We start from the raw sequence: 12,721 nt of genomic DNA, 5'->3' as shown, positions 1-12,721 counted from the left end.
GATGCTGAAACCGTCTCGCCTGCTTGCTCGCGACTCCGAGTGGTCCATGCTCACCGAGTTCGTCACGCACCCCGATCCCCACCTGCGGCTGGGGGTCCTGTCAGGACGGCGACGAGTCGGTAAGAGCTACCTCCTTCGCGCGCTGGCCAACGCGATGGACGGTCTCTATGTCTCCGCTGTCGCCGAAGAGGGCAGGATGACCGCGCGGCGGCGATTCGCCGATGATCTCGCGCGATACGCGGGAGTGAGCTCCGACCTCTTCCGCGAAGATGCCGATTGGGAGTCTCTCCTCGATTCGGCGATCTCTCTGACCACGCGACGACGCGGCGCACCAGGATTACTGGTCATCGATGAGTTGCCCTACTGGATGACACACTCTCCCGAGATTCCCGGCCTGCTCCAACTGCTCTACGACCGTTCACAAACCGGACACGGCCACGAGGGCGGGCGAGTGATCGTCTGCGGATCGGCCATGTCCGTGATGAACGATCTCCTGTCCGGTACGAAGGCACTGCGCGGTCGGGCGGCCGTCGACATGCGTCTCCAGGCGTTCGATCTCAGTACCACCGCACGACACTGGGGCATCGACGATCCGGCGACCGCCCTGCGACTGCACGCCACGCTCGGCGGATCCCCCGGCTACCGCAACCTGACCTCGTCGCCTTCGCCTCAGACCCCGCAGGAGTTCGACAGCTGGATCCCGGCGACCGTCCTCAATCCCGGTCAGGCGCTCTTCTCCCGCAGCGAGGCGGAATACCTGCTGCGGGAGGACCCACGGTTCACCGGGAGCTCGCTCCATTACTCGATCATCAACGCGGTCGCCACCGGTGCCACCAGTCCGACGAAGATCGGCGGACTGGTGGAGCGCGATCGCGCATCCCTGAGCCGCCCGCTTGAAATGCTGACGAGTTCGGGCTATCTCGACTACTCGACCGATCCACTCTGGGATCGCCGCCCGGTGATCACCGTGGTGGATCCCATCATTCGCTTCCACAACCTGATCACCATTCCGAAACGGGACCTGGTCGAGACGGGCGGCTCCGCCCAGGCATGGCGCGAATCTCAGCCCACCTTCATCTCCCGCGTCCTGGGCCCTCATTTCGAGGAATGCTCACGCGAGTGGCTCCGCCGCCACGCGAATCCCTCCCTCCGCGCGGGAACGAGCACGGTCGCCTCGACAGTGGTCAACGATCAGGGCGGGCGCGCCAAACACGAGATCGACGTCATCGCCCTGGACCGTAGATCCGGTCGCGCCACGATAGGACTTATCGGGGAAGCGAAGGCCACCCTCGTCAGGCGAGGCCCCGCAGATCTGGAACGGCTCGACCTGCTGAAAGAGGTCCTCCGAGGCCAGGGGCATGACGTCACCTCCACCCGGCTGGCAATCTTCTCGCTGGAAGGCTTTCACCCCGACCTCGTGACGATCGCACGCCGCCGTGGCGACGTCCTCCTCGTGGATCTGCCCTCCCTCTTCGGAAAAACGGAACCCACTGTCCTGCCGTCGTGATCTGAGGGCCGGGAAAGCACAGGTCTCGGACCGCGAAAGGCGCTCCGGGCATGCCGGTGGCCGCGCGCAGTCCGCCGCCGGTGTACGGGAACGCGGAAGGCCGTCAGGGTGACCACCTTCTTGGATCACCGTGACGGCCTTCCGCGCGTCGCTCAGCCGAGGCCGAGCATGGTCTTGATCGGGCCGAGTGCGAAGTAGACGACGAACAGGCCCGCGACCGTCCACATCAGCGGGTGGACCTCACGGGTCTTGCCCTTGATGGCCTTGATCAGCACGAAGGTGACGAAGCCCGCGCCGATGCCGTTCGCGATCGAGTACGTGAACGGCATCAGGACGATGGTGAGGAACGCCGGGATCGAGATCTCGTAGTCGGTGAAGTCGATCTCGCGGATGGCGGTCATCATCAGGAAGCCGACCACGACCAGGGCGGGAGCCGCGGCCTCGTAGGGGACGACGGCGACGAGCGGCGAGACGAAGATGGCCAGCAGGAACAACACGCCGGTGACGACGCTGGCGAGGCCGGTGCGTGCGCCCTCGCCGACACCCGCGGCCGACTCGATGTAGGTGGTGTTGGAGGAGACGGAGGCCGCGCCTCCGGCCGCCGCGCCGATCGAGTCGACGAGGAGGATCTCGCGGGTCCTGGGCAGGGTGCCGTCCTCCTTGATCAGCCCGGCCTGCCCGCCGACGCCCACGATCGTGCCCATGGTGTCGAAGAAGTCGGTGATGAGGAGGGTGAAGATGAGCAGCAGGGCGAGGACGACCGAGACCGAGCCGAAGGCGCCGAGCGGGTCGAACTCCCTGAAGAGCACCAGCGGGTTGTTGAAGCCGAAGATCTGCTCGGGCAGCTGGGGGACGACGAGCTGCCAGCCCGCCGGGTTCGGCTGCTGGCCGGGCGTCACCGAGGCCCCGACGTTGGTGACGGCCTCGACGATCACCGCGAGGACGGTGGTGGCGATGATGCCGATCAGGATGGCGCCCTTGGTCTGACGCGCCACCAGCAGCACGATCAGCAGCAGGCCGACCACGAAGACCAGGATCGGCCAGCTGGTCAGCGAGCCCCCGATGCCGAGTTCCAGCGGCGGCCCGGCGGCCACGCGGCGGACGAAGCCGGCGTCCACGAAACCGATCAGCGCGATGAACAGGCCGATGCCGACGCTGATCGCCGTCTTCAGCTGGGGCGGGATGGCGTTGAACACCGCGGTACGGAACCCGGTCAGCACCAGGAGCCCGATGATCACGCCCTCCAGGAACACCAGGCCCATCGCCGACTCCCAGGACATCTGCGAGGCGATGCCGTAGGTGACGAAGGCGTTCAGGCCGAGGCCCGCGGCCATCGCGAAGGGGACCCTGCCGACGATCCCCATCAGGATGCTGAGCAGTCCGGCCACCAGGGCGGTGCCCGCCGCGACGAGCGGGACGTTGGGCGCGCTCCCGTCTCCGATGAACTGGCCTTCGACGTCCGGGACGGTGGCGATGATCAAGGGGTTGAGCACGACGATGTAGGCCATCGTGAAGAACGTGGCGAACCCACCGCGCACCTCCCTGCCCACGGACGAGCCACGGTCGGAGATGAAGAAGAAGCGGTCAATTTTACTTAATTCAGGATTTTTAACATCGCTCACTCGCGCAGAGTGACAGCGAGCTTTCCTTCTCGGAAGGCCCGGCCGTCGATGGTGATGGTTTCGAGATGGATTCGCGCCTTCACGTGACCCGTTTTGCGAATAGTGAGAGGTCGTCACCTAGTCTGGAGCGCGTGAACCAGCCACGACCTCCGGATCTGCAGCCGTTGAAGACCAACGACACGCTCACGATCCTCACGGGTACCGGCCTGTGGGCCGTCGCCTTGGTCGTCCTTCTCGTCGCGCAGCCGGGCCCCGAGCACCGCTGGTGGATCTGGACCTGTGTCTCGGGCATCTGCGGCGGCCTTTTCGGCCTCTGGTACGTACGCCGCCGCAACCGCCGCCCACTGCCCGAGGCCGAAGGGCCGATCGAGCCGACCACCACGATCACGTGATCCTGGGCCGCGCCCGGGGGCATCACGTCCACGATCCCGTTGACGTGCCCCCGAGCGCCCAGGTGATCGTCTAGGTCGAGGCGGTCCAGCTGTCCAGGTCGGCCTCGGCGAGCAGCAGCGGCACCGCCGCCGGGTCGCGCAGCAGCGCCGCCACCGCGAGCCGGTCGCCCCACTGGCCGGACGCCCAGGCGAGCCCGCGCGCCAGCCCCTCCACACCCGAGGCGTGCACCGTGCCCTCGAAGAACCTCCAGGCCGCCGGGACACCGTCCACCAGCAGCCTCTCGTGCTCCACGTAGCCGCTGGGCGCGGTCGGCAGCAGCGACCGTACGGCGGGCGGGACGTCGCGCTTCTCGCCGGAGGACGTCACCTCACCCGCGGCCTCCTCACCGGCGAGCGGCAGGTCGAGCAGCTCCGACAGCGCCTCGGCCAGGTCGAACGGGGCCAGGATCAGCGGCCGGCCCGCGACGAGCGGCAGCAGGTCCGGCGCCTCGACCACGACCGGCTCACCCGCCGCCTCTGCGTCGCCCCCGGAGTCGGCGCCGACGGACAGCACGCGGCCGTCCTCGGCGTCGACGGCGACGATCGCGTCACCGAGGACGGCGCGTACGGCGCGCGGGGGCCCGACACGGGCGGGGTCGACGCCGGCGAGCGCCACCCACAGGGAACGGAGCTGGGCGCGGTCGACCTCCACGGAGGGGTCGCCCAGCAGGTCGAGCAGCTCGTCGGGACCACCGTGGGAGGCGAGCAGGTCGGCCAGCGTGCTCCGGACCCCGATCATCGCCAGCGCGGCCTCGTCGACGACGGCGGGGGCGTCCCCGTACAGGCCGAACAGCAGCGGGTCGCCCGCGGGGAGCCGCAGCTCCGTGGGGCGCCTGCCGGCGAGTACCGGGTGCGTGGAGAGCCACCAGGCGGTGTAGGAGGGCACCTCCACGACCTCCCCCGCCACCAGGACCCGCAGCGGGTGCAGGACCGAACGGAGCGGCGGGCGCGACAGCAGGGCGAGGGCGGCGGGCCAGTCGGCGACGTACTCCAGGTCGCGTACGGCGGAGAACTCCCTCGCGACCGGCGGTACGGCCGTGTCGGGCAACAGGTCGAGGACGACCTCCAGCCACTCGTCCTCGCGGTCCAGGTCGTGGTCGCACTCGTCGGGATCGATCATGACGTCGGAGTCGTTGACCACGGCGAAGCCGTCGAGCACCCCCGCCGCCGCGAGCACCCGGGGGCCGTACCGCTCCACCAGCTCCGGTGCGGCCGTGCCGAAGTGCGTCTCGCGGTCGAGCAGCCCGGCGAGCGCCCCGTCGGCGAGGAGCAGCTCGCCCGCCGGGTACAGCTCGCCGTCGGCGCCGCGCAGCGCCAGCTCGGACAGCCAGGGGGCGTCGCCCGCGGTCAGCCCGGCGGCGTCGACCAGCGCGAGCACCGCCTTGGCCACCGGTTCGGAGTCGGGGCTGTCCAGCGACTCCGAGACGGCGGAGCGGGTCAGCGGGTCCTCCAGGACGGTACGGGGCGTGGCCTCGCCCGCGCCGAGCCTGAGCAGGAGGGGATGGGCCGCGTCCGGGTGCACGACGCGCAACCCGAGCGGTGCGAGGACCGCCGGGTCCAGCCTGGAACCGTCGGTGAGCAGCAGCGTGCCGCGCGGCCCCCTGACCAGGCGGCCGTCGGCCAGCGGCACCGGCAGCGCGCCGAGGGCCTCGGGGTCGTCGGCGGGCAGCACCTCGTACAGCGACCGCCACCAGGCCGGGTCCCTGTCCTTGACGGCGTCGCCGGAGAGCATGTCCACGATGTCGGAGAGCTGCACCCGGTTCACGCCGAGTGCGGTGATCGCCGGATGCCGGGACGGCCATCCCGCGGGCAGCAGTCCGGGGATCATGGGGGCGACCCTCTCCAGCAGCTCGGCCGGGGCCGCGACGACGGACGCCTGCCGCCCGGAGACGACCGGCTCCGCACCGGCGGAGGCACCGGCGGAGAGCGCGTCCGGGGAGGCGTCGCCCGCCGCGCCGGGACCGGCTCCGGCGTCGAGGGGACCGGCGTCGGCGGGACCGTCGGCGGGGTCGGGGAGCAGGAGCGAGGCGCCGGAACCGCCCGGCCTGCCCGACGAGGCCGGGTCGGCGGGCGGTGAGAGCGCGGGAAGCAGCGGGGCGTCGGGGAGCCTGCGCAGGATCGCCCGGCGGATGCGGGCGTCCAGCTCACCCTTGCCCATCATGCCCGGGACGAGGTCGAGGAGCCGGGGAGTGCGAGGCAGCCCGGCGAGCAGTTCCAGGTAGGTGTCGGCGGCACGCTCGACCAGGAAGTCGGTGAGCGGACCCGGCGCGACATGCCGCCGGTCGGTGGCCATCGGGAACGAGGCGATCAGCAACGCGGGCAGATCCAGCGGCTCGTCGCTCGGCGTGGGCGCGTGCACCACGGGCGGTACCAGCGCGGGCAGCGGCCGGGGCTCCCCGCCCGCCCCGACGAGCCCGGAGGACCCGGGCCTGACAGAGCCGCCCTCGACAGAACCGGTCCCGGCGGCCTCGGACCCGGCGGCGGGCACGGGAGCGGTGACGGGCACCGCCCAGCGGACCAGCCAGTGCGGCCGGGAGCGCTCCTCCGTCGGGCGGTCGGCGAAGAGCTCGGCCACCTGCTCGGGAGTGAACCGCCCGGAGTCCGAGACGACCTTCCAGCCCTCGGAGGTGACGGTCCGCGTCTCGCCGTCCACGTCGATCTCGATCGACTCCAGGGCGGGCAGGCCGAGCAGCAGAGCGGGGCTGGTCTCCCGCAGCATCGCCCGTACGGCCTCCTCGGCCGCCTCGTCACGAAGCGGCAGCCGCACGAGCGTGTCGAACCCCGCGGGGATCTCCACCGGGCCCGCGGGGAAGGGGAGACGCAGCAGCGGTACGTGCCCGCCGCGCTCGGCGAGCTCCTTGGCCAGCTCGGGCTCCGCGGCCACCAGGGCGGCGGTCTGGTCACGGGACCAGCGGACGACCCCGGAGCCGAGCGAGCCGATCACCGGCTCGTCGCAGACCGACACCACGGCCGCGAACCCGACGCCGAACCGGCCGGCGGCGTGGGCGTCGTCGCGCTTGGCGGAGACACGCAGCGTGGACAGACCCTCGATCCCGGACCTGTCGACGGGGGCGCCGACGTTGGCGGCCGACAGCACGCCCTCGCGCAGCGAGAGGCGGAGCCGTCCGGGCACCCCGGCGCGGAGCGCGGCGTCCGCGGCGTTCTGGGCGAGCTCGACGATCAGCCGGTCGCGGTAGCCGCCGAGTGCGAAGTCCTCCTCCGCGTTGGCGTCCTCACGGAAACGGGCGGGCGAGGCCGTCCAGGCGGCCAGGACGGCGGAGCGCAGTCGTTCGGTGCCGAAAATGTCAGTCAAGACGATGCTTCCAAAGGTCGAAGCCCCGCGCGACCAGGTGCCCCGGCCGCGACGGCCAGGACGACCAGTACGGCCAGGACGCCACGGAAGCGGCTCCCGGCCGCGACGGCCGGGTGTGCCGCGGGGGCGGGCGGCGGGGCGGGATGGACCCGGTGGTGCCCCGGGTTGGGAGCGGCCCGGCGACGCCGGGTCAGGAGTGACCGAGCGGCTCGGAGGCGGTGTCGTCCACCGATCCGGCCAGGTCTGGTTCCGAGACGTGCTCGGCGGTGTCGTAGGAGAGGTCGTCGAGGATCGGCGAGGTCGGCTCGACCTGGTGCGGCAGCACGGCGGCCTCGGAGTGGGCGCCGCAACCATGGTCGGCGGCGACGACCCGCCCGTCGTCGGGGGCGTACTCGTTCGCGCAGACCCCGAAGCCGGTGCGCAGCGCACCCGCGAGCGGCCAGTAGAAGCCGCAGGTGGAGCACTGGGCGGGCGCGGCGTGCGCGAGCGGGGTGTGCGGCCCCGACTCGCCGGAGTGCCAGCGCCGCACGGCGCGGTCGCGGCCGATCGGGGAGAGCACCCTGGCCCGGCCGAGACCGTACTCGAAGATCATCTGACGGTCGGAGTCGTCGTCGGTCTCGGTGAAACCGGGCGCGAGCCTGTCGTCGTCGTCGGAGGTGGGCAGCAGGTCGCCCACGCCGAGATCGCCGGGACGCAGCCTCTCGCTCCACGGCACCCACTGCGGCGGCATCAGGGCCCCCGAGCCGGGCAGGAGCACGACCTCGCTCACCGTCACGTTGCGCGCCCGCGAGGCGCGGGCGACCGTGACGGCCCAGCGCCAGCCCCGGTAGGCGCGGTCGAGACAGGCGAAGTAATGGGTGACGACGCGGTCGCCCTCACCCTCGACCCCGAGGTGCTCGCCCACCTCTCCGGGCCTGACATTCTCCTCGACCGCGGCTCTGGCCAGGTCGACGGCCGCGACGCACGCCTGGTCAAGGACCACGGCGCGGGATCGAGTCCGACTCATGAGTCGCCTCCCGTCAGCCTCGCAGCACGACGGCTGCCGTCCCTACCGGCTGGCTCGCTCACTGCGCTCACAGTTCATTCTCGCCCATGCCTGGAGCGAACGGCACCGTGGACATCTAATCACCCGGGAAGTGATCCGGCGCCCCGGAGACCCGCCGTCATGGCGAGCCCGGGTGAGGTGGCGGACTCCGATCGCCCCGGGAGTGATCTGACGCCCCTGGATCCCCACGAGCAGACAGACCTGCGGATCCTCTCCGATCATCCCAGGAGTGACCTGACGCACCCCGGAAGAGAACCCGGCCAGGCCGGTGGAGCCCGATCCCCCGGAGTGACCCGCCCCCCTGAGAGCGCCCCGGTCGAGGCGGTGGCTTTAATCGCCCGGGGAGTGACCAGGCGCACCGGACAACTCACCCGCCCTTCGGGTATGACTGGATACGTGGCAGCTGGGTGGGAACGGGCGCGGAAGACGGTGGGCGATGCCTCCCGGTGGGTCGGCGAGGCCGCCTCCGCCGCGGGCAGGACCGCCGCGCGCGCGGGCCGCGGCACCGGCCGGGTGACGGCGAAGGCGGGCAGGGGGGCGGTCAGCGGCACCCAGCGGGCGGGCAGGGCCGCGCGGCGGCTGACCCACGCGCAGGGCGCGGGCCGTACCGGGCTGGGCCAGTTGATCGAGTTGACCGCCGCGCACAGCGTGGGCGACGCCCTGGTCACCGCGGCCCTGGCCGGGACGCTCTTCAAGCTCCCGGTGAACGAGGCACGCGGCCAGGTCGCCCTCTACCTGCTGATCACGATGATCCCGTTCGTGGTGGTCGCGCCGTTCGTCGGCCCGGTCCTCGACCGGTTCCGCTCCGGGCGGCGTTTCGTGATGGCCGGGACCCTCTTCGGCCGCGGGCTGCTCTGCTTCGCGATGGCGGCGGCGATCGTCCCCGGCGACGTGTTCACGATCTTCCCCGCGGCGCTCGCCGTGCTGGTGCTGTCGAAGGCGTACAACGTCTCCCGCGCGGCGATCATGCCGAGCGTGCTGCCCGCCGACATCGCACTCGTCACGGCGAACGCGAGGGTCGCCCTGTTCGCACTGGTCGCGGCGGGCGTCGCGGTGCCGATCGGCGCGGGCGCCAGCGCCTGGCTGGGCGCCGAGTGGGTGCTGCGCGGGGCGACAATGCTCTTCCTGTTCCAGGGCGTGCTCGCCGTACGGCTCCCGCGCCACATCGACTCCCCCGATCTGGACGAACTGGACGACGAGGGCGAGGAGCGGCCACCCCGCTGGCGCACGATGCTGAACGTGGGTCCCGTGGTGACCGAGGCGATGCACGCCAACGTCGCCATCCGCCTCTACTCCGGGTTTCTGCTCTTCTACCTGCTGTTCCTCGTCCAGGACAAGAACCTGCCCGGCCTGCCGCCGGTGGTCGCCATCGGCGTGCTGGGAGCGGCCGCCGGGATCGGCGGGCTGGCGGGCACGGCCGTGGCCTCGTGGGTGCGCAACCACTCCCCGCAGGTCATCGTGCTCGGAACGCTCGCCCTGACGACCGCGATCACGATACTGGCGGCCGTCGTCTTCCAGTTGTGGAGCGCGGTGGCGGTCGCGCTCGCGGCCGCGTTCGCCCAGGGCCTGGGCAAGCTCGCGCTGGACGCGATCGTGCAACGGGAGATCGGCGAGGAGGTGCGCTCGTCCACGTTCGGGGTGGTGGAGGCCTTCCTCCAGATCGCGTGGGTGCTGGGCGGCCTGGTCGGGCTCTGGCTCTCGCTGTTCGCGAGCGGGACGGCGGGACTGGCCGTGATGTCCGTGGTGCTGGCGGGTTCGCTCGGCTGGCTGCTGGTACGCCGCCGAGGACGGGTCAAGGAGGTGGACGCCAGGGTCGAGGCCGCGAGAGGTCCGCGCCACTCCCCGTCAGGGCCGCACCCCACGGCGAACGGAGAGCGGCCCTCATCGGACGGCACGCCGGAGGAGCGGGTCGGGTCGCGGCCCGCCGGGACGACCACCGCGGTCGTACACCACGGGGATCCACCGACGGAGAAGCGGACCAGACCGCTCACCAACCCGCACGGCTGAGCCGCGAGGGTCTTCCGGCGGGTTCGAATCAGTCGTCGAGGTCGTCGGCGACGGCTCGGAGCACGGCGGCGATCTTCTTCGCGTGCGCGGCCTCCGGCTGCTTGCCCCTCTGGTACGACATGGAGACCGTGTCCAGGAGCTTGATCAGATCCTCCACGATGACGACCATCTCGTCGGGCTTCTTGCGCTTGCCCTTGGGCTTGGCGGTCTTGGCGAGTGTGGGGGGCTGATCGATCACTCGGACCGAGAGCGCCTGCTGGCCGCGGCGCCCCTCGGCCACACCGAATTCGACCTTCTGTCCGGGCTTGAGGGAATCCACGCCGGACGGCAGCGCGGAAGAATGCACGAAGACCTCACCGCCGTCGTCGCGGGTGAGGAAGCCGAATCCCTTGTCGGCGTCGTACCACTTGACCTTGCCACTCGGCACAGGGGTGACCTCGTTCAGACTGTCGTGAAAAGGAATGGATGTAGGTTATGCCCCGCAGGCGCCGGGAGCGACCGCGTATTGAGACCCGAATTACACGAGGACGGGAGTTCGCCAGTCGTCGAACCATTCGACGAACTCGGTCAGGTCGCCCAAGATCACATCGGCTCCGTGATCACGCAGTTCTCCCGCCGGATAGACACCTGTCGCCACCGCCACGCTGACGACTCCCCCCGCTCGTGCCGCGTCGATGTCCGCGACATGATCCCCAACATATGCGGCGGCGCCGAAAGCCGCGAGGGCCGGACCCTTGGCCGCCCCGAAAACCGATCCGGCGACCTCGTCCACCTCCAGCCCGAGGAACTCGACCGTCCTCGCCGCGTCGCGGGCGTTCTTGCCCGTGACCACGGCGACCCTGCCTCCCGCCCGCCGTACGGCCTCGACGGCCTCGCGCGCGCCGGGCATGAGGGTGGTGACCGGGACGGCGATCGACGGATACAGCTCCCGGTAGACGTCGGCGGCGGCGGGGACCTCCTCGACGGGCATCCAGTTGGCCAGTTCCCACTCCAGCGGCGGCCCCAGTCTGCCCAGCACGGTGACGGTGTCGATGAAGATGCCGGTACGCAGCGCCACCTCCTCGTAAACGGCGGCGATGCCCGCACGCGTGTCGGCGAGCGTCAGATCGAGGTCGAATCCCACAGAGTTCACCAGGTCACTCACCGCTCCTTGTCCGCTCCGCAAAGAGATTCACGGAGAATCCCTCAAAGAATGCCAAATCCCCCCAAACATTGCTAATCCAGAGCGTTGTCCGTGACGCATCCCGCCGCGGAAGCCTTCACGAAAAGATTCGCCTGTCCGGAAGACGCGCCGACGCCTCCCCATCGGTTCTCCGGTGTTCGCGGAGACCGTGGGCGAGCCCTCGGGACCGCGTGGAGCGCGACCGCTTCTCCACCTCTCTGATGTGCCTCGCCCTCGGCCCGCCGCCCCGGCGGATGGTCAGGACCATCCGCCGACAGACCCGGCGGCCGACGCGCCACCGGACGGTCACCCCGCGAGAACGGCGGCCGTGACCACCCCGTGCGAGGCCGGAAGCCGTGAGGACTCCGATGGCGTCACCCGGGTCGGCGGGCTCCCCTTCCCACCGGCATCGGAGGATTGAGCAGGCGGTAGGCGAGCCAGAAGACGGCCCACGCCGTACCCAGCATGAACATGAGCCCGCTGATGGTGAAGAACTCGTCCACCACCGTGCCGAGGTCGTTCCTGGCCCGTACGAGGGCGACCAGGGCACCGCCGAAGGTGTAGCTCACGAGCGGAGCGGCCAGTCCCAGCGCCTTGTCGGAGGTGTGCCAGTTCTCGCAGGCGACCACGACGAGAGCCGCGACGGCCCAGACCAGCACCGGGATCGTGAAGATCGCGATCGGGGCGAACGGAAAGGGGATCAGCAGACCGGCCAGGGCGAGCAGGACCATGCCGGCCGTCTCGCGCCGATGGCTCAGCAGGATCGTCCGGGTGTCCTGGGTGCCCGGGACGACGTCCTCCCTGGAACGGACCGGACGCCGTCGGCGCAGCCAGTCGGGACGGTTGCGCGCCCGCCTCCTGGCCAGCCGCTCCTCGGCCTCCCGCATGCCCCTGGCCACCCCGGGCGGAAGCTCCGGACGGCCCTCCGCGTCTCCCCGGACACGCGTCTCTTTTCGGGTGTCTTCCTGAGGTCCCGTGTCGTTCTGAGATTCCGTGTCTTCCTGAGCCTTCGTGTCTTCCTGGGGCCCCTGGGCTCCTTGGGGTACCGGTTCCCCTCGCGACGCCTCCGAGCGCTCTCCCTCCCGCTGCTCTCCCCGGACTTCCCCGTCTTCCTGCTCTTCCCCCGACTCCTGTGGCGCGTCCGGTGTCGACCGCCGTGCCGCCAGCGGCGGGAAAGGATCCCGCACGGCTGGGATCTCCTCGGTCGGCGGGTCGTTCTCCACCGCGTCCTCCCACTCGTCGACCCGATCCGGCTCGGGCCGCCCCCGCGTGGGCCGGTCCGACTCGGGCCGGTCCGACTCGGGGCGATCCGGCTCCGGGTAATCCGACACAGGAGCGGCCGATTCAGGACGGTCCGCCTGGGAGTAATCCGAAGCGAGACGGTCCGAGGCGAGACGGTCCGGCTCGGGGTGATCCGACGAGGGATGGTCCGACACGAGGCGATCCGGCTCACGGCGCTCCGAAACGGGGCGATCCGACTGAGGTTCACCGGCATCGGGATGAGCCCCCATCACGGCGTACGGATGCCCTCGCACGGGTCGGCGGGGAGACGGGGAGGCCGGGGGATCCCCGGAAACGGGCTCCTTCGATGTGGGAGCGGATCCCTCAGGGGAGGTGGGAACGGAGCTCTGGGG

Annotated in this window: 9 protein-coding genes; 3 read left to right on the top strand and 6 right to left on the bottom strand. The window is 71.0% G+C overall.

The window, feature by feature from the left end:
- Positions 1-196 precede the first annotated feature (196 nt).
- The gene (locus ACFY3D_RS36405; RefSeq protein ID WP_389988537.1) at positions 197-1,507 is read left to right on the top strand and encodes an ATP-binding protein; all 1,311 of its coding nucleotides are present in this window, start codon (positions 197-199) and stop codon (positions 1,505-1,507) included.
- Between the two features lie 152 nt (positions 1,508-1,659).
- Here ACFY3D_RS36405 and ACFY3D_RS36400 read toward each other — a convergent pair whose 3' ends face one another.
- Positions 1,660-3,129 (bottom strand): NCS2 family permease, encoded by a 1,470-nt coding sequence (locus tag ACFY3D_RS36400; protein WP_389988534.1) that lies wholly within the window; start codon positions 3,127-3,129, stop codon positions 1,660-1,662.
- A gap of 131 nt (positions 3,130-3,260) precedes the next feature.
- On the opposite strand from ACFY3D_RS36400, the gene ACFY3D_RS36395 reads away from it, so the two are divergent.
- Positions 3,261-3,521, top strand: coding sequence for a DUF2530 domain-containing protein (locus ACFY3D_RS36395; protein ID WP_389988531.1), 261 nt, complete (start codon positions 3,261-3,263; stop codon positions 3,519-3,521).
- A 70-nt stretch (positions 3,522-3,591) separates the two neighbouring features.
- On the opposite strand, the gene ACFY3D_RS36390 is transcribed toward ACFY3D_RS36395, so the two are convergent.
- Both ACFY3D_RS36390 and ACFY3D_RS36385 read right to left on the bottom strand, forming a co-directional pair.
- Positions 3,592-6,873: a sacsin N-terminal ATP-binding-like domain-containing protein gene (locus ACFY3D_RS36390; RefSeq protein WP_389988528.1), complete on the bottom strand. Its 3,282-nt coding sequence runs from the start codon at positions 6,871-6,873 to the stop codon at positions 3,592-3,594.
- 190 nt (positions 6,874-7,063) lie between these two features.
- Positions 7,064-7,879: a DUF3027 domain-containing protein gene (locus tag ACFY3D_RS36385; protein ID WP_389779661.1), complete on the bottom strand. Its 816-nt coding sequence runs from the start codon at positions 7,877-7,879 to the stop codon at positions 7,064-7,066.
- 435 nt (positions 7,880-8,314) lie between these two features.
- Here ACFY3D_RS36385 and ACFY3D_RS36380 point away from each other — a divergent pair, with 435 nt between their 5' ends.
- Positions 8,315-9,925, top strand: coding sequence for an MFS transporter (locus ACFY3D_RS36380; protein WP_389988525.1), 1,611 nt, complete (start codon positions 8,315-8,317; stop codon positions 9,923-9,925).
- Positions 9,926-9,953: 28 nt separating this feature from the next.
- Here ACFY3D_RS36380 and ACFY3D_RS36375 read toward each other — a convergent pair whose 3' ends face one another.
- The 3 genes from ACFY3D_RS36375 to ACFY3D_RS36365 all read right to left on the bottom strand — a co-directional run bounded on the left by ACFY3D_RS36375 (position 9,954) and on the right by ACFY3D_RS36365 (position 11,974).
- Positions 9,954-10,352, bottom strand: a complete 399-nt coding sequence (locus ACFY3D_RS36375; protein ID WP_350945785.1) for a cold-shock protein — start codon at positions 10,350-10,352, stop codon at positions 9,954-9,956.
- Positions 10,353-10,442: 90 nt separating this feature from the next.
- Positions 10,443-11,057: an HAD family hydrolase gene (locus ACFY3D_RS36370; RefSeq protein WP_389988522.1), complete on the bottom strand. Its 615-nt coding sequence runs from the start codon at positions 11,055-11,057 to the stop codon at positions 10,443-10,445.
- Between the two features lie 404 nt (positions 11,058-11,461).
- Positions 11,462-11,974 (bottom strand): hypothetical protein, encoded by a 513-nt coding sequence (locus ACFY3D_RS36365; RefSeq protein ID WP_350945787.1) that lies wholly within the window; start codon positions 11,972-11,974, stop codon positions 11,462-11,464.
- Positions 11,975-12,721: the final 747 nt, after the last annotated feature.

The sequence above is a fragment of the Streptosporangium sp. NPDC000509 genome, from assembly GCF_042898365.1.
GTDB lineage: Bacteria > Actinomycetota > Actinomycetes > Streptosporangiales > Streptosporangiaceae > Streptosporangium.
This window is presented reverse-complemented; position numbering and strand designations above follow the sequence as displayed.

Bases quoted from the DNA above. Each gene is read 5' to 3' on its own strand.
- ACFY3D_RS36385 (WP_389779661.1), bottom strand. From the start codon at position 7,879: ATGAGTCGGACTCGATCCCGCGCCGTGGTCCTTGACCAGGCGTGCGTC.
- ACFY3D_RS36405 (WP_389988537.1), top strand. From the start codon at position 197: ATGACCGCGCGGCGGCGATTCGCCGATGATCTCGCGCGATACGCGGGA.
- ACFY3D_RS36365 (WP_350945787.1), bottom strand. From the start codon at position 11,974: ATGCGGGAGGCCGAGGAGCGGCTGGCCAGGAGGCGGGCGCGCAACCGT.